Genomic DNA, 24,513 nt, shown 5'->3' with positions numbered 1-24,513 from the left:
CGGTCGGCAGGTGGGAGGACCCGCCTTCCGGTGAGGCCGGAGGCCGGAGTCGCAGGCCGGGCGCCCGCAGGGCGAGGGCGGTGCCGGGAGGGCCTATCGGCCGAGCAGGATGTCGCGGGTGCGCTCCCAGCACTCCGGGTCGGCGGCGACCAGCAGGCCGTCCTCGCCGCCCGGAGCCTCCGGCCGGTAGGGGCTGCCGTCCAGGCGGGCGGAGACGCCGCCGGCCTCGGCGACCAGCAGTGAGCCGGGGGCGTGGTCCCAGGGGAGGGTGCGCCAGTAGAGGATGAAGTCGAGGGCGCCCTCGGCGATGTCCGGATACTCGATCCCGGCGGCGTGCCGGCCGGGGGTGACCTCGCCGAACGCCGTGGCGTTGGCCTCCACCTGCCGGCGCCGGGCCGGGTCCAGGAAGCGGCTCTTGACGGAGCCGCACCACTTGGCGGGTTCGCCGGGCGCGGGCGTCCGGGTGAGGCGGTGGCCGTTGCGCCAGGCGCCGGAGCCCAGCTCGGCGGTGTAGCCGGTGGCGGTGGCGGGCTGCCAGATCCAGGCGGCGACGGTCTGGCCCGAGCGGACCAGCGAGGCCATCACGGCGTACTCGGGGCGGCCGGCGATGAAGTTGGACGTCCCGTCCACCGGGTCGACCAGCCAGACGGCCGGCTCGGAGTGCAGTGCCCGGGCGAGCCCGGGGTCGGCGGCGACGGCCTCCTCGCCGACCACCGGGACGGGCAGCAGCTCGCGCAGCCGCCGCTCGATGATCACCTCGGCCTCGCGGTCGGCGATGGTGACCACCTCGCCGGGGGCCTTCTCCATCACCTCGCCGGCGGCAAGCGCCCGGAACCGCGGCTCCACCACCTCGGCCGACGCCTCGGCGAGTATCTCGGCCACCCTGTCCATCAGCACGTGCGCGCTCCCTTCGCTGGCTACCACTCTCGCACGCTTGTGCGGTGGTGACCTGCGGCAGCCCCCTCGGGCGGGGGGCGGGCGACGGCTGCCGGTGGTCGACCGGGTGACAGCATTCAAAATCTGTCGGCTGAAGATTGTTCGCCGCCGTCCCCGTCCCCGTCCCCGTCCGCCAGCCGTGAGCCGCCGTCCGCCAGCTGCCGGCCGTCACCCGCCCAGGTAGTGGAACCCCGGCCGGGGGTGCATCAGGAAGTGGTGGTGCGAGATGTTCCACCCGTACGCGCCCGCCATCGCGAAGAGCACCCGGTCCGCCGTCCGGAGGCCGTCCGCGCTCGTCGCGGCGCGGGCGAGGACGTCCTTCGGGGTGCAGAGCTGGCCGGCCAGGGTGGCGCGGCCGGCGGTGACCGAGGGGCGCGGCCAGGGGTGTGGCCAGGCGTCGACCGGCAGCACGGCGAAGGGCTGGTCGTGGCCGCGGGTGGCCGGGGTGCGCAGGTGGTGGGTGCCGCCGCGGACCACCGCGAAGTCCTCGCCGTGGCTCTGCTTCACGTCCAGCACCTCGGTGGCGTACCAGCCGCAGTAGGCGGTGAGGGCGCGGCCCGGTTCGATCCGCAGGGTCAGGCCGGGGTGCCGGTCGAGCAGCTTGCCCAGGCCCTCGCCGAACTCCGCCCAGTCGAAGCGCGCCCCGGGGTCGTCGTAGTCGACGGCCATGCCACCGCCCACGTTGACCTCGTCCAGCGTGAACGCGTGCCGCTGCGCCAGCCGGGCCGCCCAGCCGACGATCTGCTCGGCGAGGGCCAGTTGCCCGGCCGCCGCCAGCCCGCTGGCCAGGTGCGCGTGCACGCCGCGCAGCCGCAGCCGCGGGCGGAGCGGGGCGAAGGGGCCGAGCGGATCGGTCAGCAGGCGGGCGCAGGCCTCGGCGCGGTCCGGGTCCAGGCCGAACGGGGTCGGCCGGCCGCCCATCGCGAGCGCCACCGCGTCCAGCGCGCCCGAGCCCACCGGGAGGTTGACCCGCAGCAGCACGTCCACGGAGGCCTGCGGCCGGTCGTCGGTCAGGACGGCGGCGAGCCGGTGCAGCTCCTGTTCGCTCTCCACGTGCCAGCGGTGCACCCCGGCGTCCACGGCGGCCGTGATCTCGGCGGGCGTCTTGCCGGGCCCGCCGAAGGCCAGCGGCGCGCCCGGCACGGCCTCCCGGACGTGCGCCAACTCGCCGCCGCTGGAGACCTCGTAGCCGTCGACCGCGTCCCGCAGCGCGGTCAGCACGGGCGCGTCGGGGTTGGCCTTGGCGGCGTAGTACAGCTCGACGCGCGCGGGCAGCGCGGCCCGGACGCCGGCGGCGTGCGCGCGCAGCGCCGCGAGGTCGTAGACGAAGGCGGGCAGGGCGTCCGGTGCCAGTGCGGCGACGTGCCGGCGGACGGCGTCGGTCATCGGGGTCTCCTCCACACGGTCGGGGGCGGTCATCGGGCACTCCAGGCCGGCGTCCGCGGGGCCGGCGTCCGCACGCCCGGCGCCGGCAGGTGCGCGGCCTCAGCGAGGACGGTGCGGGCGAGCGGGGACGGCAGCCGGACGTAGCCGGCCTCACGGTCCGGGCGGCGCTCCCAGCGGGTCAGCAGGTTGGCCTTGGCGGGCAGCGGCACCCCGGCGAGCAGGGCGCGCAGCCTGGGCGGGCGGCCGTGGGAGGCGGCGTACTCCTCCAGGACGCGCCGGACGGCCTCCCAGAGCGCGCCCTCCGCCTCCGGGTGGAGGTCGGCGAGGGCGGCCAGCAGTTCGGCCACGTGGTTGACCAGCAGGCAGTAGACCACGCGGTCCCAGCCGCGCTCGGCGTCGTAGGCCATCGGGCCGGCCACCTCGGGCGGCAGCGCGGCGAGCAGGGCGGCGTTCTGGTCCGGGACGAGCTTGGTGCCCTCCAGGTCGCGGAAGAGCACCTGGGCCGGCCGCCCGGCCGCGTCCACGCCGATCAGCACGTTCTGCAGGTGCGGTTCCAGCACCACGCCGTGGTCGAAGTAGGCCGCGAGCACCGGCGGCACGAGCAGCCGAAGGTAGGCCGTCCACCAGTCCAGGGCGTCCTGCACGGTCGCGTCCGGCCCGAGCAGCGCGGAGACGTGGGCGGAGCTGGTCGGGTGCTCGTCGGCGACGGCGGCGGCCAGCAGCGGGGTGACGCCGGGGCGGAGGACGTCCGCGAAGCCCTCGCGGACGATCAGGCCGAACCCCTCGTAGAGGGCGCGGTCCGGGAGGCCGTCCGCGCCGGGCAGGGCGAGCGTGCGGAAGGCCGGTTCGCGCAGCATCGCGGCGTCGGGGAACCGCTGGGCGAGGTCGGCCAGCGCGGGAGCGAGCAGCCGGGTCAGGGCGACGGCGCCGGTCAGCTCGTAGGCGGCGTTCTTGCGGAGGCAGTTGGTGATGCGCACGTTGAGGCTGAACTTCAGGAACGCGCCCGCGCCGTACAGGGTGCGGACCGAGGCGGTGGCGGTGAACGGCTCGCCGCCGGGGCCGAGGTCCAGGATGTCGCCGCGCTCCAGCGCACCGCGCAACAGCGGGTGGTCGGTGAGCAGTTGGTACTGCCAGGGGTGGGCGGGCAGCAGCCGGTAGCCGGCCGGCACCTCGTGCGCGCCGTCCGGCAGGCCGTCGAGGAGCCTGGTCGCCGTCCGGTCCGCCGAGCCCTCGGCGATCAGCTCCTCCCGAACGGCCAGGTACCGCAGGCGGAACGCCGCGCGCGACTCAGGCGCGTACGACGGCCAGTCGCCGCGCTCGGCAGAGCGGGACTTGGGCGCGGGGTGGAACCGGTGGCCGAAGAGCAGGGCCTGCTCGGACTCCAGGTAGCGGTCCGCGCCCGGTGCCGGGCGGTACTCCAGGGCGTTCCGGACGACCTCGTGACTGGACGTCAGCTGGCCGAGGAACTCCTCGTTCGACGTCCCGGTGCGCAGCTCCAGTTCGTCCCGGACGTACCCGGCCAGCGTCCGCCAGTCCAACTCGGTCCAGACGTCGCCCCGTTCCTCCTGCACCGGGCCGGTGAAGCGGTGTGCGCCGAGCAGTGAGGTGCGGCGCAGCGCGATCCGGAGCAGGGCGCCGCGCCGCGGGAGGCGCAGCAGCAGGCGGCCGTCGGTGACGGCGGTCTGGTGCTCGGGCGCGGAGACCTCGCGCAGCAGGCAGTTGAGCAGGGTGTGGGCCACCGCGTGGTCGGCGGTGGGGAGTTCGTGGGTCATCGGTGACTCCAACGCTTGCGGGAGGGGGCGGCGAGCAGTACGGCCGCGGCGGCGGCCAGCAGTGCGGCGGCGGTGCCGGCCAGCACGGGGGAGGCGGCGCCGAACCGGCCGTTGGCCAGCGCCGCGACGGCGCCGGCGGCCACGGCGCCGCCCTTGGAGATGAATTCGAGGGTGCCGAACATCCGGCCCGGTGCCCGGCCGCGGGCGGCCTCGGCGGCCAGCACCGAGAGGCAGACCAGGCCGAGTGTGAGCCCGGCGCCGAGTAGCAGCCGGACGGCGACGAAGGCTGCCAGCGAGTGGGCGACGGCGTGCCCGGCCAGGCCCAGCGCGACGAAGCCGAAGCCGAGCGCGATGCCGGTGTGCGGGCGGGTGAGGAAGGCGGTGTGGGTGCGGGCGGCGAAGGCCAGGTAGCACAGGTGGGGTATCGCGAACAGTATGCCGGTCGTGGTCCCGGAGACGCCGGGCAGCCGCTCCTGCGCCAGGGATATCAGATAGGGGAAGGAGATCACGGTCGCGAAGACGAAGGCGAACTCGAAGGTGTAGAGCACGGCGAGCGGCGCCCGCCCGGCCGGCCCGGCGCCCGCGACGGGCGGCCCGTCGCCGGACGGGCCCTCCTCCTCGCCCGGCCGGCCCGGCCGGCCCGGTTCCGGCAGCAGCGAGAGCAGGACGGCGGCCGCCAGCGGCAGGGCCGCCATCAGCAGGTACTGCCGGTGCGGGTCGATCCACGGCGAGAGCACGCCGACCAGGATCGGCGCGGCGACCAGCGCGGCCCGCGCGCTGCCCTGCATCAGGGTGAGCGCCCGGGACAGCTGCGAACCGTCGAGCGCGGCGGCGAGGTAGCCGTTGGTGGCGGCGAAGGTGCCGCCGAGGAAGCCCTGGAGGACGAGGGCGAGGGTGAAGGCGGGCAGGCTGTCGGCGGCGCCGGCCAGCAGGAACGAGACGGTGAGCCCGAGTTGGGCGCGGAGCAGCAGCCGCTTGCGGCCGAACCGGTCGGCGAGCCGCCCCCAGAGCGGGGCGCCGAGGCCGCTGAACACCGTCGGCACGATGTAGAGCACGCCGGCCCACCGGCCCTGGGGGTCGCCGAGCGTGGGCAGGATGGCGGTCAGGTACGGCGGCAGGCCGAGCGCGGCGAAGGAGGCGACGAAGTAGCAGGCGGCCACCGCGTGCACCTGGCGCCGGCCGAGCCCGTTGGTGCGGGCGGTGCCGCTCCCGGAGTGCGCGGCGAGCGCGTCGACCGTCATCGGAGCCTTCCCGGGGGGGAGGAGGCGGGCGGCAGCAGGTAGTTGGGGCCGTCGGTGTAGTGCTTGTTGATGTCCGAGGCGCCCGAGCGCTGCTTGGTGAGCAGGGTCCCGGCCGTGACCATGGCCTTGACCGGCAGCCGTTCGGCGTCCAGCAGCGCGGTGCGCAGCGGTTCGCCGGCCGGTCCGGTCCGGTCGACGGCCTCGGCCAGTCGCTTGCGCAACAGGGCGAGCAGGTCGGCGAGTTCGCCGCGGCCGTGCGCGGCCAGGCCGAAGGCGAGGGCGCCGGTGCAGAGGTGGCCGGTGATGGTGGTGAACAGGTCGGTCAGCGGCCGGTCGTCGCCGCCGAAGATCCTGGCGTCGTCGAACTCGTCGCGTCCGGGGGCGAGTTCGCCGAGCGTGGCGGCGAGCCGGGCGGTGTGGACGCGCGGTCCGTCGTCGTCCTTGTAGAGCAGGCGCAGGCCGCCGTCCTCGTCCAGCACCAGGGAGGTGTTCTGCTGGTGGGATTCCAGGGCGATGCCGTAGCCGAAGAGGGTGGTCTGCCAGTCGAGCAGCAGCTCCAGCAGGGCGTCGAAGAGGGCGACGGGGTCACCGCCGTGGAAGCGGTCGGCGAGGTGGTCGATCACCAGGCGGCCGCCGGGGGCCGGGGCCAGCAGGGCGGCCAGCGGCACCGTGACGGATCCGCCGGGCTGGGCGGGGTAGCGGCGGAGCAGCACGGCGAGCAGCTCGTGCCCGGCGTGTGCCCAGCTCTGCTCGTCGGCGTGCAGGATCCGGCCGGCGAAGCGCGGTTCGCGCTCCAGCACGGCCTCGATCAGCCGCTGGCCGGCGGCGCCGTCGAGCAGCGTGCCGGGCTTGATGGTGCGGCGGTTGAGCCGGCCCAGGGTGGCGGTGGCGAGCGGGAGTTTGAGGTGGTGGACGGGGTCGTCGGCGACGGCCACGGTCCGCATGGAGAGGGTGGGCAGCACGGTGAGGTACGGCCGGCCGGCGAGCACGGCGCGGCCCGCCAGGCCGGAGGCGTCCAGGGCCTCGGCCAGTGGTGCGCCGACGGTGAGCGGGTGGACCGGCAGGGTGGCCCAGGCCGCGTCGCCGCCCGGGAGGTCGAGGCCGAGCCGGGTCGGGGCGGGCCACCAGCCGGGCAGCGGCCGGTCGCCGTGGGTGGTCAGCTCCCCGGCGGGCACGGCGAGCCAGCGCAGTTCGAAGAACGGGTGGAACTCCGGTGCGTAGGAGCGCAGTTGCGCGTCGGTGAGGCCGGACCGGCCGCGCGCGGTCGGGTAGACCGGGTGGTCGAGGTAGGCGGCGAGGGTGTCGTGGCCGAGGGCGGCGGCGGGGCCGGTCCAGTGCGCCGGGTCCGAGCCGTACAGGTCGGTGAGCGCGGCGTGCACCCCGGCCCGGGCGCGGTCGTGCAGCTCCATGGTGGCGAGGGTCTGCCGGCACTCCTCGGCGAAGGCCGTCCAGCCGGGCCGGTCCTGCGCCTCGGCGAGGCCGGCCAGGGCGGTCACGACGGGGTCCAGGCCGGCGAGCCGGGCGCCGTCCAGCTCCAGCAGCGGCAGCCGGGCGGCGTACTCGCTCTGGAAGCCGTCGGCGTCGACGGGCAGTGCCAGGCGGGCGTCCGCGAGGACGAGCCAGCGGCCGTCCGGCCGGTCCTCGGCGGTGCTGCGGGTGCGCAGCCCGAGTACGTCCTCGCGCAGCAGGGCGGAGAGCACCCGGAGCACCAGGGCGTCGGACGCGGCGGGGGCTGCGGACCGCTCGGGCACGGCAGCGGCGCCGGAACGCTCGGACGTGGCGGGGGCTCCGGAAGTAGCGGAGGCGGCAGGATCCCTGTCGGCAGACGTGGTCACGGCGTGATCTCCCAGCGGTTGGCCGCGACGAAGCGGGCGACGGCGGCGGCCACGGCGGTCTGCTCGGGGCCGACGGCCCAGATCACGCCCAGGTAGTCCCGGTTGGTGCGGTAGTGCTCGTGCCGTTCGCCGAGCGGGCGCAGCGGCCGGTAGGCGAGCCGGACGCCGTCGCGCTCCTCGTCGTACGGGCCGGGGGCGGCGGTGAGGGTGCCGGCGCGGTCGGCGCAGACCACCTCGTTGCGGGCGCGCAGCGGAGTGGCGGCGCAGCGCTCGGCGAGGTCGGCGGGCAGTTCGCGGCCGAGGTGGGCGGTGAGGATGTGCTCGAACAGCGGTATGCCGAGGATCTCGGCGAGCATGAGGTCGCACTGGTCGCCGATGGCGCGGTAGTTGACCTCGATGATCCGGGCGCGGCCGTCCGGCTGGACGACGAACTCGGTGTGGCAGGCGCCGAGTCCGACGCCGATCGCGTCGAGCTGGGCGAGCACCTGCTCGACCACCGCGTCCGGGTGGGCGGGGACGAACTCCAGCACCTCCTCGATGAAGTGCGGGGGCGGGGAGAGCCTGGTCCGGAAGCCGCCGAGGACGTGGCGGCGCCGCCCGTCGCCGAGCGTCTCCAGGGTGCACAGCTGCCCGTCCAGGAACTCCTCGACGACCAGCGCGGCGCCGGGCCGCCGGTGCTGGATCTCCTTGCAGCGCAGCACCAGCTCGTCGGCGTCGGCGACCAGCGTGACGTCCTCGCTGGCGACGCCCTCCCGCGGCTTCACCACGACCGGGTACGGAAGGTCCGCCTCCCCCAGTACGGACGGGTCCTGTCCGGGGTCGAGCTCGACCGAGCGGACGGTGTCCACGCCGGCGGCGGCGAGGTGGCGGCGCAGCTCGCCCTTGTTCTTGGCCCGCAGCGCGGCCTTCCAGTCCTTGGCCGGCAGCCCGAAGTACCCGGCGACGAGGGCGGTCTGGGTCTGCAGGTGGTCGCTGTTGCTGAACACGGCGAACGGCGCACCCGCGGCCCGGCCGGCGCCGGTGTCGGTGTCCGCTCCGGTGTCGGCGATGGTGACGGCTCGGGCGGCACCGGTGACGGGACCCGCGGTCCGGCCGGCGTCGGGCCCAGGGGTGTGGTGCCGGGTGATCAGTCCGATCACCTCACGGAAGTCCCGGACGTCGCACTCCACCACCTCCGGCGCGGACTCCAGCTCGGCGTAGGCACGTCGGTGGGGTTCGGCGTGGTCGGTGAGCACCGTGACCTCGAGCCCGAGCCGGGCGGCGGCCGGCAGGAACCCTTGGGTGACGGAGTCGGTGGGGTTGAGGGCGAGCAGGTAGAGCCGCATGTCGGCGCGGGTCCTCTCCATGGGGTGGGGGAGCGGGGCGGTCCCCGGGGGGCGGGCTCCGCATGGCCCGCCCCGAACGTCAACGGGTACTGGCCGGCTGCTACTTGGGCGCGTCGACGCCCGCGGCCCCGGCGATGTCGCCGAGCATGGCGTCGGCGGCCTGGACGCCGATGCCGGACATCCAGGTCTCGTCCGGCACGTTGAAGACCTTGCCGTTCTTGACGGCGTTCAGGCCCTGCCAGACCGGGGTGCCCTGGACCTCGCTCTCCTTGGTCTTGGTCGGGTCGTCGGCGACGGTGACGAAGACCAGGTCGGCGTCGGCCTGGTTGATCTGCTCGGCGCTGACCTCGATGATGTTCTGGTCCACGTCCTGGGAGGCCGGGCGGGCCAGGCCGACGTCCTTCAGCACGACGCCGCTGTAGGACGACTTGGCGTACAGGCGGGTCGGGCCGGCCACGAAGCGGACGACCGAGGCGGTCGGCTCCTTGCCGCCGTTCTTGGCCTTGATCGCCTCGCCCAGCTTGGCGGCGCGGGCCTCGTATTCGGCGAGCGCATTCTTGGCCTCGGCCTCCTTGCCGAGCGCCTGTGCGTAGAGGGCGAGGTTCTCCTTCCAGGGGAAGCCGGTGGTCTCGGCGAGCACGGTCGGCGCGATGGCGTTGAGCTTGTCGTAGACCTTGGCGTGCCGGACCTTCGAGGAGAGGATCAGGTCGGGCTTGAGGGAGGCGATCAGCTCCAGGTTCGGCTCGTTCATCGGGCCGACGTCCTTGGTGTCCTTGATCTTGTCCTTGAGGTAGTTCGGGAACCCGCCCTCGGTCCTCATGTGCGGGGAGACCGCGCCGACCGGCGTGATGCCCAGCAGGGTGACGTCGTCCAGCTCGCCGCTGTCCAGGACCACGACGCGCTTGGGCTGGGCCTTGATCTGGGCGGTGCCCGCGGCGTGGCTGACGCTGCGGGGGAAGACGGCGGCGGACCCGGCGGCCGCGGCGGCGTCGCCGGCCGGCTTGGCGGCGTCCTTGGTGTCACCGTTGCTGCCGCAGGCGGCGAGCAGGGTGGTGGAGAGCGCGGCGGCGAGGACGGCGACGGGGAGCCTGCGGGCGCGGCTGGAGCGGTTCAAGGCGGTTCCTTGTCTCTGGGGCGGGGTGGTCGGACGCGTCCGGCGGGTGCCCGGACGGATCCGGGCGCCGCCGGACGGATCCGGGCGGGGCGGGGGCGGCCCGCGGGTGAGCGCGGGCGGCCGGAGGAGGGGGGCCGTCAGCTGGTGACGGCGGCGGTGCGCGGCCTGGTCCGGGCCCGCGGCACGACCAGCGGCGTGCCGGTCTCCGGGTCGGGTACGACCAGGCAGGGCACCTGGAAGACCTCCTCCACCAGGTCGGCCGTCAGCACCTCGGAGGGTGCCCCGGCGGCGGCGAGGCGGCCGTCCTTGAGCACGACCAGGTGGTCGGCGTACCGGGCGGCCTGCCCGAGGTCGTGCAGCACCATGACGACGGTGCGCCCGGCCTCGGCGTGCAGGTCGGAGACCAGGTCGAGGACGTCCAGCTGATGCCGGAGGTCGAGGAAGGTGGTCGGCTCGTCGAGCAGCAGCAGGTCGGTGTCCTGGGCGAGGGCGAGCGCGATCCAGGCGCGTTGGCGCTGGCCGCCGGAGAGCCGGTCGACCTGCTGGTCGCGCAGCTCGGCGGTGCCGGTGCGGGCGAGTGCGTCCTCGACGGCCGCCTGGTCGGCCTTGGACCAGGGGCTGAGCATCCGCTGGTGCGGGAAGCGGCCGAGCCGGGCCAGCGACTCGACGGTGATCGCCTCGGGGGTGACCGGCTGCTGGGGCAGCAGCCCCATCCGCTTGGCGAGTGCCCGGGCGGGCATCCGGTGGATGTCGGAGCCGTCCAGGGTGACGGTGCCCGCGGCGGGGTCGAGCAGCCGGACGAGGCCGCGCAGCAGGGTGGACTTGCCGCAGGCGTTGGGGCCGACGATCGCGGTGACGGCGCCGCCGGGCAGTTCCAGGTCCAGCCCGTCCACGATCACCCGGTTGCCGTAGCGCAGGTGCAGTCCGTGGGCGGCCAGGCGGTTGGCCGGCGCGCCGGCGGTCCCGACGGCGGCGGTGGTGGTCCCGTCGATGGTGGTGGGGTCGGCGGTCATCAGCTGCTCCTCTGGGGAAGCCGGCCCTGGCGGATCATCAGCACCAGGAGCCAGGGCGCGCCGAGCGTGGCGGTGACGGCACCGACCGGCAGGCCGTGGACGGGGATCACGTGGAGCACGAGGAGGTCGGAGGAGAGCAGCAGCACGGCGCCGGTGAGGGCGGTGAGGCCGAGCGTGCCGAGGGTGGGCGGGCCGGCGAGCAGCCGGACCAGGTGCGGCACGGCGAGGGCGACGAAGGCGACCGGTCCGGTGAGGGCGGCGGCGAGCGAGGCCAGCGTGATGGTGAGCAGCAGGAGCAGCACCCGGTCGCGGCCCGGGTCGAGGCCGAGCCCGCCGGCCGAGTCGTCACCGAGGTCGAGCACGGCGACGCGCCGCTGGGCGAGCAGCACGGCGAGCGCGGTGAGCGCGATGGCGGCGCCGCCGATCCGGACCTCGGTCCAGTCCCGGCCGTAGAGCGATCCGGTGGTCCACTGCATCGCGGAGGAGGCCAGCTCGGCCGGGAACCGTACGATCATCAGGTTCACGGCGGCGGCCAGGCCCTGCTGGACCGCCAGACCGACCAGCACCAGCCGGGTCACGGCCATCCGCGAGCGCCAGGCGAACCCGCCGAGCAGCAGTGCGGCCAGCAGACCGCCGCCGAGCGCGGCGAGCGGGATCAGCTCCTGCGAGGCGCCGGTGGCGAGCATCAGTACCGCGCCGAAGGAGGCGCCGCCGGTGACGCCGATGGTGTCGGGGGAGGCCAGCGGGTTGCGGAAGAGCCGCTGCAGCATCGAGCCGGCCACCGCCAGCCCGGCACCGGCGATCAGCGCCGAGACCACCCGGGGTGCGCGGAACTCCTGGACCACCAGCACGTTTCCGGCGTCGCCGAGCCCGGCCAGGGCGCGCAGTGCGTCCCAGACGGACATCTTCACCTGGCCGGTGCCGAGTGCGATGCCGGTCAGCAGGACGAGCAGCGCGGCGGCCACCAACGACCAGGCGGCGGTCCTGGCCCGGCGCCGGGCCATGGTGGTGCCCGCCGGGGGGTTCGGGGTGAGGACGCTCATCGGGCCACCTTCCGGGCCAGCACCGCGAGCAGCGGCGCGCCGAGGAAGGCGGTCACGATGCCGACCTCGATCTCGGACGGCCGGGCCACCACGCGCCCCAGCACGTCGGCGGCGAGCAGCAGCACCGGACCGGCGATCAGGCAGCCGGGCAGCAGCCAGCGGTGGTCGTTGCCGAGGAGCGGCCGGACGAGGTGGGGCGCGGCCAGCCCGATGAAGGCGACCGGCCCGGCGACGGCGACCGCGCCGCCCGCCAGCAGCACGACGGCCAGCCCGCCGAGCACCCGGATCCGGGCCACCGGCACGCCGAGCGACTGCGCGGCCTCGTCGCCGAGCGCCAGCGCGTTGAGTGCGGGGGCGACGGCGAACGCACCGACCAGGCCGAGGACGAGGAACGGCAGGACGGGCGTCAGGGTGTCCAGGTGCCGCCCGGCGATCGAGCCGGCCAGCCAGAACCGGGCCTCGTCCAGGGTGCGGTGACTGGCCAGCATCAACGCCGACGTCCACGAGGTGAGGACCACGGTGAGCACGGTGCCGCCGAGTGCCAGCCGGACGGGGTCGAGATCCCCGCCGCGCCGGGACATCGCGTACGCGGCCACGGCGGCGACGGCCGCGCCGGCGAAGGCGAACCAGACGTACTCGACCGGCCGGGTGAGCCCGAAGGTGTAGATCGCGGCGACGACGGCGAAGCTCGCGCCCGCGTTGATCCCGAGGGTGATCGGCGAGGCGAGCGGGTTGCGGGTGACGCCTTGGGCGACCGCCCCGGCGACGCCGAGGGCCGCGCCGAGCACCAGGCCGATGATCGTCCGAGGGACCCGAAGGCCCGTCACCACGTCGGCATCGCCGCCGGATCCGGAGCCGGTGAGGGCGTCGATCACGGTGGAGAGCGGGATGGCGCGGGAGCCGAGCACGAGGCTCAGCGCGGCGCACAGCACGAGTGCGGTGACTCCGGCGGCCAGCAGCAGGGGCCGCCGGAGCGCCGAGGTCCGAGGCGGGGCCGGGGCCGTGGCGGCCGGTGGGTCGGTGGTGAACACGAGACAAGATATTAGGTTAGGCAAACCTAATCTCGTCAAGTCCGGCCGGAGCGATCCGAGTGGGGTGGCGCAGTCGGAGCGGCCTCCGGATGTCTATAAGGTGAGCCTCACCTTATCCGATCTCGGGAGTGCCGATGATCTTGGGACCTGCACCCATGCCCGCCACCAGCCGGAGCCCCTCTCCTCTCCGGGCGGACTACCGGCGGCTGCTGGACCTCTGCCCCGTCCTGCAGGTCACACTGATCGCGGACGGCGAACCGGCCCCGACGCGTGCTCAGGGCTGGTACTCCGCCGCCGAACTGGCCGCGGACCCCACGGCCCTGGAAGCCGCGCTGGCCGGCGAGGCCACCCGGATCGCCCCGGTCGCCGCCGAGCACGGCACCGCCCCGCGCCCGCACGTCGCCGCGTCCCGGCTGCTGCACCACTACCTGTGGTCGGTCTGCGTCCTGATCGCCGGACCCTGGCACCTCGCCCGCCGCGTCCCCGTGATCGACGGATCGGACCTCTGGCTGCACGCCCCCACCGGCGTCCTCGCCCTGCGCCCGCGCGCCCACGTCACGCTCCCGGGCGAGGACGAACTCCGTGCCGAACTGCGCGCCGCCGTCGTCACCCACGTCGAACCGCTGCTCACGGCCTTCGCCGCGCCCACCCGCCGTGGCGCCCGGGCACTCTGGGGCATGGTCACGGATGACCTGGCCTCCGCGATCTGGTACCTCGGCCGGATGCTCGACGCGCAGGCCGGCGTCACCGCGCCCGCCGGCGGTGCTGGCGGTGCTGGCGGTGCTGGCGGTGCTGCCGGAGCCGGGGAGGCCGTCGCCACCGGGGAGGCCGAGGCGGTCGCCGCCGCCGGGGCCGTCCTCCCCGGCGGCACCCAGCCCCTCCTCGGGGCCGCCGCCTTCCGTACGCTGTGCGGCCCGGACGGCCGGAGCCACCCCACCCGGACCCGCCTCGGCTGCTGCCTCTACTACGCGATCCGCCCCGACTCCGCCTGCGTCACCTGCCCCCGGACGCCCGACGAGGAGCGCCTGCAGCGGCTCTGACGCCTGCTCACATCGCGACCGGTACGATCGGTCACATGATCGACTCCATCACTCACGTCCGGGTCGCCCGCCCCTCCCGGGACCTCGCCGCCGCCGAGCGCTTCTACGTCGACGGCCTCGGCCTCTCCGTGCTCTGGCGCACCACCGAGCACGTTCCCGGTGAGCACGACCTGCTCATGGTCGGCTTCCCCGGCGGCAGTTGGCACTTCGAGCTCACCCACGACCCCGACCACCCCGTCGAGCCGGCCCCGACCGTCGACGACCTCTTCGTCCTCTACCTGGGCGCGCCCGTGGACGAGGCCCTCGTCGCCCGGCTGGAGGTCACCGGCGGCACCCGCGTCCCCGCCCACAACCCGTACTGGGACGAGTTCGGCGTCACCGTCAGCGACCCGGACGGCTACCGCCTGGTGCTCTGCACGCGCACCTGGGCCGCCTGACTGCCTGACGGCCCGGGCGTCGGAGTGCCCGACCTCCCGCTCATCCCGGGTGCCCGCCCGGCCGGTGCCTGCCCGCCCGGCCGGTGGGCCGTCCGCCCGGAGTTCAGTCCAGCCGCCCGTCCACATCCACATCGTCGAAGAGTGCGAGCATCTCGCCGAGCACCTTCACGCAGGCGGTCACCTCGGCGTCGGTGAGGCCGCCACCGGCCTGGCGCATCAGCGCGCGCTCGCGCGTGGTCACGGCGGCGATGGCGGCCCGCCCGTCGTCGGTGAGCCGGATCAGCGAGGAGCGCCGGTGGGCCGGGTTGGGGACGGCCTCGACGAGCCGGTCGGCTGCCGCCTCGTTCACCATCCGCTGCACGAACTGCCGGCTCAGTGCCTGCGCGCGGCCCATCTGCGGGACGGTCATCGGGCCGTGCTCGCCCAGCAGGTTCAGCACGGCCCGCACGCCGACCGAGAGGCCTTCGGCGGGTGCGGCCTGCTCGACCTTGCGCAGCACCCGGCGGTAGAGCGGGCCCACCAGGTCGAACACCTCGGTGAGGCGGTGGGCGAGTTCGTCGGGTTCCAGCGGGTGTTCCTGCATGGGCACCATCATGACACCCTGGTTGCCATTCTCCGGTCAGGATGGCACCTTGGTTGTCATGACTGACGCCGCTGGAACCCCTGACGCCGCTGTCACCAACCTCTCGTCGTTCACGACCGGCGACGGCGAACTCGCCTACCGGGACGCCGGGACCGGCCGGCCGGTGGTCCTGCTGCACGGCGGCTTCCTGGACCACCGCATGTGGGACGCCCAGCTGGCCGCCCTCACTCCGGAGTACCGGGTCATCGCGCCGGACGTCCGCGGTCACGGCAAGTCCGCCAACGCCACCCGCCCGTTCCGCGCCTGCGACGACCTCGCCGCCCTGCTGCGCCACCTCGGCACCGGGCCCGTCCCGCTCGTAGGTGTCTCGATGGGCGCGGGCATCGCCGTCGACACCGCCCTCGAACACCCGGACCTGGTCCGCGCGTTGGTGGTCAGCGGGGCGGGCACCAGCGAGCCCGACTTCCAGGACCCCTGGACCCTCGGCGTGTTGGCCGAATGGAGCCGGGCGCTGGCCGCGGGCGACGTCGACGGCTGGGTCGACGCCTTCCTCAAGTTCCTTCCCGGACCGCACCGTTCAACCGCCGACGTCGACCGCGACGTGCTGGAACTCCAGCGCGCCATGGCCCTCGGCACGCTCCTCAAGCACACCGCCGACGAGCCGGACCACCGGGTGCCCGTCACCGGCACCTGGGCCCGCGCGGCCACCATCGCCGTTCCCGTCCTCGCGATCAACGGCGCGCTCGACAGCGCCGACCACCTGGCCATGCCCGCCCGGCTCATCGCGGCCGTCCCCGACGGGCGCACCGTCGAGCTCGACGGCACCGCGCACTACCCCAACATGGAGCGGCCGGAGGAGTTCAACGCGCACCTGACGTCGTTCCTGCGCGCCGTCGCCCGCGGCTAGTCCGCGCCGCGCGGGCGGCTGCGCCCGGCCCGGGCCGCGGCGGGAATTGCATGGACGGGCCGCACCCGGGCGTCGATAATCTCCGGGCCGGATGCGGCGACCTCCCGCCCGCCCGGCCGTCCCAACCGCCCAGCAGCACCGAGGAGACCCGACCGTGACGATTGCCGTGCGTGGTACGAGCGTGGACATCCCGGCGGCGGACGGCATCGCCGACGCCTACCTGGCCCACCCGGACGACGGCCGCGCGCACCCCGCCGTGCTGCTCTACATGAACGCCTTCGGACTCCGCCCGTTCCTGGAGTCGCTGGCCGAGCGGCTCGCCGCCGAGGGCTACACGGTGCTGGTGCCCAACGTGTTCTACCGGCTCGGCCGCGCGCCGGTCGTGGCGCTGCCCGAACGGCCTGAGCTGATCAACCCGGCCACCGACCCGACCCTGTTGGAACAGCTGGGCCCGATCATGGCGTCGTTCACCGCCGAGCAGGCGGTCCGTGACGCCGGCGCGTACCTGGACTGGCTGGCCCGCTCGCCGCTCACGGTCGACGGGCCGGTCGGCATCACCGGCTACTGCCTCGGGGCCCAACTCGCGCTGCGCACCGCGGGCGCCTGCCCCGACCGGGTCGCGGCGGCGGCGGGCTTCCACGGCGGCATGTTCGCCACCGACGAGGAGGACAGCCCCCACCTGGTCGCCGGCAAGGTCACGGCGGAGCTGTACTTCGGGCACGCCGACCAGGACCCGTCGCTTCCGGCCGACCAGATCGACCGCCTGGCCGAGGCCCTGGCGGAGGCCGGCGTCCGGCACACCTGCGAGGTCTACGAGGGCGCGTCGCACGGCTTCACCCAGGCCGACACCGCCGCCTACCATCCGGAGGCGGCCGCCCGGCACTGGGACGCGCTGCTCGCCCTGCTCAAGCGCGCGTTCTGACGCCGGGGCGGCCGAGAAACAGAAGGCCGTTCGGGTGGACGTCCCGCTCCTCGGCGGGGCGGCCGTGTCAGTGGCCCGTGCCAGACTCCTGCCCATGTCCCTCGCCGACCTCCCCCTCGATCAGTGGCGCTCCTACGACCTCCCCGCCGCCCGAGGCGTCGCCCGGGCGGCGGCCGACGCACACTGAGATGATCTTCCGTTCGTCGGGGCGGAGGTCCCGTCCGGCTCACTGCGCCCGACGGCCCGCAGCCCGACGCCTCGCAGCCCGACGGCCCCCGGTCGGCAGCCCACCCGTGTGGCACCCGGCCGGCAGCCCGCCCGTGTGGCACCCGGCCGTCGGGCCCGGGTCACTCGGCCAACTTCCGCCCGTAGGCCAGCAGGAGCAGCTCCCGGGCCGGCCGGGCCACCTCGCGTCCGCCGCTGCCGTACGACCAGTCGAGGTCGGTGGCGCGCAGCTCCACTCCGTCCAGTCGTGCGCCGAAGAAGCGGAGGCTGCGCGGGGTGACGGCGTCCAGGAGCAGGCGCAGACGGTCGGCGGGCACCCGGCGGTCGAGGCCGAGCGGGACGGTGATGTCCAGACCGTGGACGACGTCGTGCCCGAGCGCGGCCGTGAACCCGCCGACCGGCGGAGTCCACGGGTGACCGGCGTTCTCCCGCAGGGCGTCGGCGAGTTGGCGCGGGCCGAGCGCCGCGGCGTCGCGCCGGGCGGTGCGGTCCGTCATCCGGTGCAGGCTGCCGCCTGCCCGCGCGAGTTCGAGCGCGGTGCGGGGGAGTGAATAGCGGAACCCCAGGCTCATGTGCGCGGCGACCTCGCGCACGCGCCATCCGGCGCAGAGCGAGGGGGCGTCCCACTGCGCTTCGGTGAGGCTGTCGAGGACGTCGGCGAGTTCGCGGCGCTCGGCGGCGATGGCGGCCCGGACGGTCGATGCGGTGCTGCTTCCCATGATCACCAGGCTGCCCGGGCCCGCACCATAAGTCCAAGAGCCGGTTCTTATGATCGCTAGCATTCCTGGTTATGGAGCTTCGTCAGTTGCAGTACCTGGAGGCCGTGGTCGAGGAGGCCAACTTCACCCGGGCGGCGGCGCGCCTGCACCTCGCGCAGCCCGGCGTGAGTGCCCAGATCCGGCGGCTTGAACGGGAGTTGGGTCACCGACTGCTCGACCGTTCGGGTCGGACCGTCACCACGACCGAGGTGGGCGAGGCCGTCCTCCCGTACGTCCGGGCGGCGCTCGCGGCGGTCGAGGGCATCCGGCAAACCGCCGACGAGTACGCGGGGTTGGTGCGTGGACAGGTCACGATCGGATTGGTGTCGGGGGCGGCGACGGAGGAGTTCGCCGTCGCCGAACTCCTCGCCGGCTTCCACCGCGACCACCCCGGCGTCGAGATCTCGCTGAGCGAGTCCACCTCCGAGCAGATGCTCGCCGCCCTGCGTCGCGGCGAGCTGGACATCGCGATCGCCGGGGTGGCGGAGGAACGGCCGCCGCGGGGCCTCGAATTCCAGGTGGTGGTGGACACCCCGCTGGTCGCCGCCACCGCCGCCGGCGACCCCCTCCTCGCCGCCGACCGTCTCCCCGTGGCCTCCCTCGCCGACCGCCCCCTGATCAGCCTCCCGCGCGGCACCGGCCTGCGCGTTGCCCTCGAACGCGCCTGCGCCCAGGCCGGCATCCGGCCGCGCATCGCCTTCGAGGCGTCGTCGCCGGCCCTCCTCGCCCAACTCGCCTCCCGGGGCCTGGGGGTGGCGGTAGTGCCGGACCTCCCCGCCGAGTACGCCGCCGCCCTGGGCCTCGAAACCCGGCGGCTCACCGACCCGGCGCCCCGCGGCCGCATCGCCCTCGCCTGGCAGACCGACGGCCCGCCCCGCCCGGCGGCGCGGGAACTGCTGGCCCGGCTGCGCCAGGCGTTCCCGGCGGTGGGGGCGGGCTGATCGCGCTCCGAGCCGCTCCGCCGTGCCGGCCGGCCACGGCCGAACGCTCGGCGGGCCGGTCCGGCCCGCGTTCGGAACCTTCGGGGGCAGGCTGAGACCCGGGAGCGTCCGAAGGCGCGGAGCGGCAGCGGTATCTCGCGCGGAGCACCGGTGCAGGCCGGACTGATCTGCGCGAGCTGGTGAGGCGGCGGAACACCTGAAAAGCTGCATTGCATGGCTATAGCAAAGAAGGGAACGCGGGTCATTGTCGTCGACGGGGAGCGTTATCGCTGGGTGGTCGCGCCCAACGACGAGCCCGGCGCGGCGATCGTCGTCCTGCATGAGGAAGTCGATGGACAGCGCATGGTGACGTGGGTTGAGCACGGTGTGGTGGTCGCACCGGGGTTGGTTGCCGGAGCCATTCGAGACGCGTTGCTCTACCACGGTTGGACACCCCGGCTACGTCGCAGGCAGCTCACGTTGCGGTGTCCGGGCGGGAATCCGGCCCCTGCAAATCTGAGGCTGAGCGCTTGGCCGCCCGCGGCTTGAGGGAGCGGCTCGTCGACGGTCGGCTCGGTCAGGCAGCAGCGGGCGCGGGCCGCTCGATCAGCCGACCGCACTCAAAGCGGGCTCCAACGCGGACCAGGGCGACGAGGTGGTCACGGACGGCGCTGGCGAGCCAGGTGTCGAGGCCCGTGCCGCGATGAGCACGGTCGACGTAGACGTCGCAGAGCCACGCGAAGGCCGCCAGATCGGTGACGACGCGCGCGTAGGCGACCTGTGAGTCGGAGGAGTCGTGGACCCCGAAGCTGACGGACGCGCTGACGGCCTGTTCGACGGTTGCGCGGGTACGGCCGAGGGCCCAGAAGGCGTCGGTCGACAGCCAGTGGTGGACCGGTCCACGTCGAGGCGGCCGGGGTCGGTGTCGACGTCGTACCGTCTTCCCTGCGAGCGATCACGCACATGGACGGGGCATCGTACGACGGCCCTCCGGAGCCGGCGGTGTCCCCTCGCGGACGTTCCGGGACCGGACGGAAAATCACGTGGAACCCATCGGCTGCCTTGCGAACAATGGCCCCATGGTCCATCAGATCGACGTACCCCGACCTGACGATGCAGCCCCCGTGGGCCGGACGCAGTTGAGGGCCTGGCTCCAGACCTACCCCAACGAGGCAGCGGAGATCGACGAGGCGTGGATCCACGAGCACCGCGGATCCACTGTGACGGCGGAGGGCATCGACCAGTGGCGGGAGTTCATCGAGGGGGCCTTGCGGCAGCCGGATCTGTTGTTCTGCCGTGTCGTTCGCTCGGGAGGGGAGATCGTCGGGTTCCTCTGCGGCCGCCGGGACGACGTGGTCACGCTCGGGCCGATGTACCTGCTCGACGAAGCCCAAGGCCGAGGCACCGGCGGCCGGTTGATGGGCGAGTTCCTGGAGTGGGCACGCGGCGCTCCCATGCGCCTCTGGGTGACCGACTACAACGAGAAGGCGATCCGCTTCTACCAGCGGTACGGATTCAGGATCACCGGTGAGCGTGAGCTCTGGCGCGGCAGGCTGCCCAACGTGCGCATGGCTCGTGAGCCTGAGCCCGGAGAAGGCCGGATCGTCAGCGGCGCCCCGCAGGAGGCCTCCCGGTGCCCCGCGGAGTAGCGCAGGCAGAGGGGCGTGGGAAGTCGGACCGGCCGACTTCCCACGCCGGGGAGCGTCTCAGCGGATGGCCGGACCGGTGTGGGAGCGCCAGTCGGTGATGCGTCTGCGGATGCCGGGCACCATGGGGAGGGCGTCGATTTCTGCGGGCTCGAACCAGGCGACTTCGTGGGACTCGTCGGACGTCCGGAGAGATCCACCCATCGGGCGGCCGAGCAGGCAGATCGAGAACTCCTGGCGGACCTCGCCGTCGTCAGGACGCCGTGGCACCGGGTGGCCCCCCGGCCGGCCCCCCCGGCCGGCCGCAGGGCCGCGTCAGTCGGTCAGCGCCCGCAGGTCGCGCCGCAGCGCGAGCAGCGCGGAGACCTCCGCCAGCCAGCGCGCGAACAGGTGCTCGCGGGCCACGTCGGCGCCGGTCGCCGCGGCGGCCTGCAGCCAGTCGCGGACCAGCGCGCGGCCGGCCGCGCCGATCACCGGCTCCGGCAGCGCCAGGGCGGCCGCGAAGCCGCCGGCCCGGACGTGCCGGGCGAGGAAGCCCAGTGGGTACGGGCCGACGCCCGCCGCCTCCGCGCGGTGGGTGGCGGCGATGGCGGCCTCGGTGAAGAGGGCCTGGCGCGGGCCGCCGGCGAGCAGCAGGCCGCGGGTGATGGCGGCGGGCACGTCGAGGTCCGCCAGTTCGGCATCCGGCCGGACGGTGGTCATTTCGGCAGCTCCAGGGCGGTCGGCTTGTTCAGGGGGTGTTCGCCGGGGGTCAGTCCGCCGAGCTGGCTGTTGACGAACTGGTCCTCGGTCACCCAGGAGGTGAAGCCCCAGGGGTTGTAGATCTGGAGCTTGTCGCCGTCCCGGCCGATGATCATCATCTGATGGCCCTCGTCCTTGTTGCGGACGCTGATCGGGACGGGCAGGCCCTCGTCCACGGACTTCTCGATCCGGGCCAGCGCCGCTCGCCGGTCCTCGTCGCTCTCCAGCTCCACGTGCTCGTAGTCGGCGCCGGTGGCCTTGCCGAGGTCCTTGTCGGCCAGGTAGGTCTGGGCATCGGGGCCGAGACCGCTGTCCTCCTTGGGGTAGGTCTTCCGGCCGTCGACCTTCTGACCCGCTATGTACTCGTCCACGTAGGTCTTCTGCAGCCGCTGCTCGAAGTTGTCGGTGGAGTCCGAGCCGGGGGTGTCGGGCGTGCCGCCGGTGGTGAGCTGGTACATCAGCAGCGGGTCCAGCTTGGCCTGGGCGATCACGGTGGACGCGGCCACGCAGTCGTTGACGTCGCGCTGCGAGTAGACGCCGTACCCGTTGATGTTGACCTGCTTGCCCTGGTAGGTGAGGTCGATGTTGTCCGAGGACTCGCGGTTGATGTCCTTGGTGCTGGTCGCGGGCACCAGGTGCTGGGCGAGCCAGGCCGGGTCGTCGCCGTGCGGGTGGATGCCCTCGTCGAACTTCTGGATGTCGGCCACCGAGTGCCCGGCCGCCAGCGCCTTCCAGAGATAGGCGGCCTCCTCGGGGGACTTGGCTCCGGCCAGCAGGGCGCGGAACGCCGCCTGGTCGGCGCCGGGCATCACACCGAGGGTCTGGGTGGCCCGGTCGAGCTGGCCCGGCGTCAGGATGTAGCCGTCGTCCTCGCCCGCGCCCGGGTTCTTCTCGGTGGCCAGCACCACGGCCGCCAGCGGGTCGATCGAGCCCAGGCCGGCGCGCGAGGCGCGGGCCTTGGAGGTCAGCTGGTTCAGCTTGCTCGCGGTGCTGGTGGCGGAGCTCTCGACCCGCCGTGCGGCCGCCAGTCGGGCGCCCACCCCGGACAGCGCGGTGTTCCGCGCGTCCGGATCGAAGCCGCCCGGGTCCTGCCTGGCCTTCTCCCCGGCCTCCTGCAGCTGGCGGCACCCGTCGGCGTCGGTCCTCTTTGCCGACTCCAGTTCGTTGGCCCAGGCGTCCAGCAGCGTGGCCGCCGCGGCCAGGGTCTCCTTGGAGGTGGTGGTCTCCGCCGACATCGCGTGGATCGCCTGGGTGGCGTGCTCGGCCACCGAACCCGTCCAGACCGCGGGCAGCTGGTTGGTGGCGATGCCCGCGAGGTCCTGCGAGGCCTGGCCGAAGGAGGCGGCCGCCTGCGCGTAGTCCTTCGCGCGCGCCCGCACGGCGCCCGGGTCGCCGGCCGGCTCGGGGACGGCGAGCGCGTCGTTGATGCCCTCCAGCAGGTGCAGGTTGGCGAGCATGAACTGCACCTGCTCGATGTTGTGCTGGGCGTGCTCCAGATCTTTGACCTTGCTCACCGGCCACCCGCCGGCACGAGCGAGGCGGTGACGGCCTTCTCCGCGTTGCGGTAGTTCTGCGTCGTCGTCGACATCTTCTGCGACAGCTCGTCGAGGGCGCGCTGGGTGACCTCGATCTCCTTCGACCAGGCGGCGTCGAAGGCGGCCCACGCCTGGTCCATGCCGAACTCGCCGAAGGCCGTGGACGCGTAGCAGACCGAGCCCGCGTAGGCGGTCTTGGCCGTCGCGATGTCGGTCGCCGTCTTGCCCAGCTGGTCGCTGACGCCGCTCAGACCGGCCAGGCTGACGCCGTATCCGCCCGCTCCACCCGCTCCCGACCCTGCTGCTCCTGCGCCTGTCCCGCCGCTCATGGTTCCCCGTTCCCCCGTCTCCGGGACGTCTTCACGTCGTCCGGTACGTCCGCCGCTACGTTCCTCGGAACGTCCGCCGACGCATCCGCGGTGTGTCCGAATGGCTCGATGCCCGAGCCTGTGGTGCGGCGCGGACATCGGTGGCTGAGCCTAACGTGTGCCGGAGGCCGGGGTGTTACGCCCGCGAGGGCTGCACCGGCTCCTCGTCTTCTTCACGCAGACGGTGCGTCGGCTCCATTTCCTTCGGGGAATCTTTGCCTGCGCTTGGGGCGCTCTTGGGTATCGGGCCGCCACCCGTCGCGGCGCCTCCTCCACCACCCGGCGAAACGTCCGGCGGGACGTCCGACGGAGTGTCCGGCAGAACGTCCGAGGGCGTGGCCGATGACGTGGCCGGCGGAACGTCCGACGGGTCGTCGCGGCGGTGGTAGCGGTGGTCGGTGGCGGTGAACGCGGCGAGCAGCAGGGCGGCCACCGCGGCGGCGACCGTGATCCGGAACGGCGCGGTGGGCCCGACGTTGTCGGCCGCCCAGCCGCCGAGGAACGTCCCCGCCGACTGGGCCAGGATGATCGCGCTGACCAGCGCCGCCATCGCCTCGCCCAGGCGGGCGGTCGGCACCGTCCGCTCCACCAGCCCGAACATGGTGATCATCTGCGGCGCGATCGCCACGCCCAGGCACCCGATCGCGGCGGCCAGGGCGGCCACGCTGCCGCCGGAGAACAGGAGCAGGACGGAGGCGGAGCAGAGCAGGACGGTCCCCGCCCGCAGGCGCAGCGGCAGCTCCCAGCGGGCGGGCAGGGCGGCGGTGGCGATGCCCGCGAAGGCGCTGGTGAAGCCCATGAAGCCGTAGAGCAGTCCGGCCGCGCCCGGCTGCCCGAGGGTGTCCGTGGTGGCCGTCACCCCGACCTGCACCGAGCCGAAGCAGGCGCCCAGCAGTGCCACCCCGGCCAGCAGCAGGACGTAGGGCGCGCTCGTCAGCCGCCCGGAGGGCCGCACGTCGGCGCCGGCGCCGACGGCCCCCCGGGTCGCCGTCGGGTGCAGCGCGAAGAGGGACGCGCAGACGCCGACCAGCGCGGCCGCCGCCAGCAGGCCGGCGGCGGGGGAGGCCAGCGTGGCGAGCAGGCCGACCAGCGCCGGACCGGTGGTGAAGCTGACCTCGTCGACGATGCCGTCCAGCGAGAGCATCGAGGACGTCAACTCGGTTTCCCCGTCGGCCAGTCGGACCCAGCGACTACGGGACAGCGGGCCCACCGGCGGAACGGAGAGGCCGATCAGCGCGGCGGGTGCGATCTGCCAGGGCAGCGGGAGCCCGGCCTCGGAGGCGGTGACCAGGGCGACGATCGCCACCGCGTTGACGGCCGCAGCGACCAGCCCGACCGTCCGCTGCCCGCGCCGGTCCGCGAGCCGGCCGACCAGCGGACCGCCGACCGCCTGCCCGACGGCCAGCGCCCCGGCGACCACCGAACCGCGCCAGACGCTGTCGGTGTTCCGGGTGACCAGCAGCAGCGTGCCGATCGGGCACATCGCATTCGGCAGCCGCCCCAGCAGCGACCAGAGCAGCACCCCACCACCCGTCAGCCGCGCCGCTGAACGGAACCTCGTGACCACGGACATTCCTCTGAGCCCCCACACGGAGCCGGGTGGGCGCCCGCCTCCCACCACCGGCCCGGCCTGGTGAGTGTGCGACCCGCGGGTGAGTTCCGACCGTACGGCTCGGACGATCCTCCAGGTAACCGTGTGATCACCCCGCGCAGTCGGCGCCCGGTCCTCGATCGT

The 24,513-nt window shown here is 74.3% G+C and carries 23 protein-coding genes and 1 pseudogene; 6 read left to right on the top strand and 18 right to left on the bottom strand.

Translation table 11 applies throughout. From position 1 onward, the window contains the following. Nucleotides 1-93 precede the first annotated feature (93 nt). The 10 genes from OG286_RS09410 to OG286_RS09365 form a co-directional block, all read right to left on the bottom strand. On the bottom strand, nt 94-891 hold the full coding sequence (locus OG286_RS09410; protein WP_396320150.1) for an inositol monophosphatase family protein: 798 nt from the start codon (nt 889-891) through the stop codon (nt 94-96). 213 nt (nt 892-1,104) lie between these two features. Further along, complete coding sequence (locus OG286_RS09405) at nt 1,105-2,355, bottom strand: type III PLP-dependent enzyme (RefSeq protein WP_396319870.1); 1,251 nt, start codon at nt 2,353-2,355, stop codon at nt 1,105-1,107. Continuing rightward, complete coding sequence (locus tag OG286_RS09400; RefSeq protein ID WP_396319871.1) at nt 2,352-4,094, bottom strand: IucA/IucC family protein; 1,743 nt, start codon at nt 4,092-4,094, stop codon at nt 2,352-2,354. The genes OG286_RS09405 and OG286_RS09400 overlap by 4 nt, the downstream gene beginning before the upstream one ends. Beyond that, nucleotides 4,091-5,335: an MFS transporter gene (locus tag OG286_RS09395; protein ID WP_405365021.1), complete on the bottom strand. Its 1,245-nt coding sequence runs from the start codon at nt 5,333-5,335 to the stop codon at nt 4,091-4,093. Before OG286_RS09395 ends, OG286_RS09400 begins: the two co-directional genes overlap by 4 nt. After that, nucleotides 5,332-7,086, bottom strand: a complete 1,755-nt coding sequence (locus OG286_RS09390) for an IucA/IucC family protein (RefSeq protein ID WP_405366040.1) — start codon at nt 7,084-7,086, stop codon at nt 5,332-5,334. Before OG286_RS09390 ends, OG286_RS09395 begins: the two co-directional genes overlap by 4 nt. 80 nt (nt 7,087-7,166) lie before the next feature. Continuing rightward, nucleotides 7,167-8,495, bottom strand: coding sequence for an acetyl-CoA carboxylase biotin carboxylase subunit family protein (locus OG286_RS09385; RefSeq protein WP_396320151.1), 1,329 nt, complete (start codon nt 8,493-8,495; stop codon nt 7,167-7,169). Between the two features lie 100 nt (nt 8,496-8,595). Further along, nucleotides 8,596-9,609, bottom strand: a complete 1,014-nt coding sequence (locus OG286_RS09380) for an ABC transporter substrate-binding protein (protein ID WP_405362290.1) — start codon at nt 9,607-9,609, stop codon at nt 8,596-8,598. A 137-nt stretch (nt 9,610-9,746) separates the two neighbouring features. Further along, entirely contained in the window at nt 9,747-10,622 is an 876-nt protein-coding gene (locus OG286_RS09375; RefSeq protein ID WP_396319875.1) for an ABC transporter ATP-binding protein, read from the bottom strand. Continuing rightward, a complete protein-coding gene (locus OG286_RS09370; protein ID WP_396319876.1) occupies nt 10,622-11,665 on the bottom strand; it encodes a FecCD family ABC transporter permease in 1,044 nt (347 codons plus the stop codon). The genes OG286_RS09375 and OG286_RS09370 overlap by 1 nt, the downstream gene beginning before the upstream one ends. Beyond that, nucleotides 11,662-12,696 (bottom strand): FecCD family ABC transporter permease, encoded by a 1,035-nt coding sequence (locus tag OG286_RS09365; protein WP_396319877.1) that lies wholly within the window; start codon nt 12,694-12,696, stop codon nt 11,662-11,664. Before OG286_RS09365 ends, OG286_RS09370 begins: the two co-directional genes overlap by 4 nt. Nucleotides 12,697-12,851: 155 nt before the next feature. Here OG286_RS09365 and OG286_RS09360 point away from each other — a divergent pair, with 155 nt between their 5' ends. Both OG286_RS09360 and OG286_RS09355 read left to right on the top strand, forming a co-directional pair. Next, nucleotides 12,852-13,736 (top strand): (2Fe-2S)-binding protein, encoded by an 885-nt coding sequence (locus tag OG286_RS09360; RefSeq protein WP_405365019.1) that lies wholly within the window; start codon nt 12,852-12,854, stop codon nt 13,734-13,736. Between the two features lie 35 nt (nt 13,737-13,771). Next, a complete protein-coding gene (locus tag OG286_RS09355; protein ID WP_405362295.1) occupies nt 13,772-14,173 on the top strand; it encodes a VOC family protein in 402 nt (133 codons plus the stop codon). 103 nt (nt 14,174-14,276) lie between these two features. Here the strand turns inward: OG286_RS09355 and OG286_RS09350 are convergent, their stop codons facing one another. Then, a complete protein-coding gene (locus OG286_RS09350; RefSeq protein WP_405362297.1) occupies nt 14,277-14,756 on the bottom strand; it encodes a MarR family winged helix-turn-helix transcriptional regulator in 480 nt (159 codons plus the stop codon). A 58-nt stretch (nt 14,757-14,814) separates the two neighbouring features. Here OG286_RS09350 and OG286_RS09345 point away from each other — a divergent pair, with 58 nt between their 5' ends. After that, nucleotides 14,815-15,663, top strand: a complete 849-nt coding sequence (locus OG286_RS09345) for an alpha/beta fold hydrolase (RefSeq protein ID WP_405362299.1) — start codon at nt 14,815-14,817, stop codon at nt 15,661-15,663. 154 nt (nt 15,664-15,817) lie between these two features. Further along, on the top strand, nt 15,818-16,585 hold the full coding sequence (locus tag OG286_RS09340) for a dienelactone hydrolase family protein (protein ID WP_405362301.1): 768 nt from the start codon (nt 15,818-15,820) through the stop codon (nt 16,583-16,585). A gap of 347 nt (nt 16,586-16,932) precedes the next feature. Here OG286_RS09340 and OG286_RS09335 read toward each other — a convergent pair whose 3' ends face one another. Beyond that, on the bottom strand, nt 16,933-17,529 hold the full coding sequence (locus tag OG286_RS09335) for a maleylpyruvate isomerase family mycothiol-dependent enzyme (RefSeq protein ID WP_396319883.1): 597 nt from the start codon (nt 17,527-17,529) through the stop codon (nt 16,933-16,935). Between the two features lie 71 nt (nt 17,530-17,600). Between OG286_RS09335 and OG286_RS09330 the strand changes: the two genes are divergently transcribed. Next, nucleotides 17,601-18,509 carry a LysR family transcriptional regulator gene (locus OG286_RS09330; protein ID WP_396319884.1) on the top strand — a complete coding sequence of 303 codons (909 nt, stop codon included), beginning with the start codon at nt 17,601-17,603 and terminating at the stop codon, nt 18,507-18,509. Between the two features lie 631 nt (nt 18,510-19,140). Here the strand turns inward: OG286_RS09330 and OG286_RS09325 are convergent. Then, nucleotides 19,141-19,453 (bottom strand): annotated as a pseudogene (locus OG286_RS09325) (GNAT family N-acetyltransferase); the annotation flags it as partial. A 114-nt stretch (nt 19,454-19,567) separates the two neighbouring features. Here OG286_RS09325 and OG286_RS09320 point away from each other — a divergent pair. Continuing rightward, on the top strand, nt 19,568-20,137 hold the full coding sequence (locus tag OG286_RS09320) for a GNAT family N-acetyltransferase (RefSeq protein ID WP_405362304.1): 570 nt from the start codon (nt 19,568-19,570) through the stop codon (nt 20,135-20,137). 57 nt (nt 20,138-20,194) lie between these two features. Here the strand turns inward: OG286_RS09320 and OG286_RS09315 are convergent, their stop codons facing one another. The 5 genes from OG286_RS09315 to OG286_RS09295 all read right to left on the bottom strand — a co-directional run bounded on the left by OG286_RS09315 (nt 20,195) and on the right by OG286_RS09295 (nt 24,345). After that, complete coding sequence (locus OG286_RS09315; RefSeq protein ID WP_396319886.1) at nt 20,195-20,404, bottom strand: hypothetical protein; 210 nt, start codon at nt 20,402-20,404, stop codon at nt 20,195-20,197. A gap of 45 nt (nt 20,405-20,449) precedes the next feature. Then, nucleotides 20,450-20,836: a hypothetical protein gene (locus OG286_RS09310; RefSeq protein WP_396319887.1), complete on the bottom strand. Its 387-nt coding sequence runs from the start codon at nt 20,834-20,836 to the stop codon at nt 20,450-20,452. After that, complete coding sequence (locus OG286_RS09305; protein WP_405365017.1) at nt 20,833-22,389, bottom strand: hypothetical protein; 1,557 nt, start codon at nt 22,387-22,389, stop codon at nt 20,833-20,835. Before OG286_RS09305 ends, OG286_RS09310 begins: the two co-directional genes overlap by 4 nt. After that, nucleotides 22,386-22,739, bottom strand: coding sequence for a type VII secretion target (locus tag OG286_RS09300; protein ID WP_396319889.1), 354 nt, complete (start codon nt 22,737-22,739; stop codon nt 22,386-22,388). The genes OG286_RS09305 and OG286_RS09300 overlap by 4 nt, the downstream gene beginning before the upstream one ends. Nucleotides 22,740-22,914: 175 nt before the next feature. Beyond that, nucleotides 22,915-24,345: an MFS transporter gene (locus OG286_RS09295; RefSeq protein ID WP_405365015.1), complete on the bottom strand. Its 1,431-nt coding sequence runs from the start codon at nt 24,343-24,345 to the stop codon at nt 22,915-22,917. Nucleotides 24,346-24,513 lie beyond the last annotated feature (168 nt).

The organism is Kitasatospora sp. NBC_00039, assembly GCF_045160625.1.
Taxonomy (GTDB): Bacteria; Actinomycetota; Actinomycetes; order Streptomycetales; family Streptomycetaceae; genus Kitasatospora.
Note: the sequence above shows the minus strand (reverse complement) of the source record. Positions and strands in the feature narration are given on the sequence as shown.

Bases quoted from the DNA above. Each gene is read 5' to 3' on its own strand.
- OG286_RS09400 (WP_396319871.1), bottom strand. From the start codon at position 4,094: ATGACCCACGAACTCCCCACCGCCGACCACGCGGTGGCCCACACCCTG.
- OG286_RS09395 (WP_405365021.1), bottom strand. From the start codon at position 5,335: ATGACGGTCGACGCGCTCGCCGCGCACTCCGGGAGCGGCACCGCCCGC.
- OG286_RS09310 (WP_396319887.1), bottom strand. From the start codon at position 20,836: ATGACCACCGTCCGGCCGGATGCCGAACTGGCGGACCTCGACGTGCCC.
- OG286_RS09355 (WP_405362295.1), top strand. From the start codon at position 13,772: ATGATCGACTCCATCACTCACGTCCGGGTCGCCCGCCCCTCCCGGGAC.
- OG286_RS09360 (WP_405365019.1), top strand. From the start codon at position 12,852: ATGCCCGCCACCAGCCGGAGCCCCTCTCCTCTCCGGGCGGACTACCGG.
- OG286_RS09405 (WP_396319870.1), bottom strand. From the start codon at position 2,355: ATGACCGCCCCCGACCGTGTGGAGGAGACCCCGATGACCGACGCCGTC.
- OG286_RS09350 (WP_405362297.1), bottom strand. From the start codon at position 14,756: ATGCAGGAACACCCGCTGGAACCCGACGAACTCGCCCACCGCCTCACC.
- OG286_RS09375 (WP_396319875.1), bottom strand. From the start codon at position 10,622: ATGACCGCCGACCCCACCACCATCGACGGGACCACCACCGCCGCCGTC.
- OG286_RS09320 (WP_405362304.1), top strand. From the start codon at position 19,568: ATGGTCCATCAGATCGACGTACCCCGACCTGACGATGCAGCCCCCGTG.
- OG286_RS09385 (WP_396320151.1), bottom strand. From the start codon at position 8,495: ATGCGGCTCTACCTGCTCGCCCTCAACCCCACCGACTCCGTCACCCAA.
- OG286_RS09300 (WP_396319889.1), bottom strand. From the start codon at position 22,739: ATGAGCGGCGGGACAGGCGCAGGAGCAGCAGGGTCGGGAGCGGGTGGA.
- OG286_RS09345 (WP_405362299.1), top strand. From the start codon at position 14,815: ATGACTGACGCCGCTGGAACCCCTGACGCCGCTGTCACCAACCTCTCG.
- OG286_RS09370 (WP_396319876.1), bottom strand. From the start codon at position 11,665: ATGAGCGTCCTCACCCCGAACCCCCCGGCGGGCACCACCATGGCCCGG.
- OG286_RS09335 (WP_396319883.1), bottom strand. From the start codon at position 17,529: ATGGGAAGCAGCACCGCATCGACCGTCCGGGCCGCCATCGCCGCCGAG.
- OG286_RS09410 (WP_396320150.1), bottom strand. From the start codon at position 891: ATGGACAGGGTGGCCGAGATACTCGCCGAGGCGTCGGCCGAGGTGGTG.
- OG286_RS09330 (WP_396319884.1), top strand. From the start codon at position 17,601: ATGGAGCTTCGTCAGTTGCAGTACCTGGAGGCCGTGGTCGAGGAGGCC.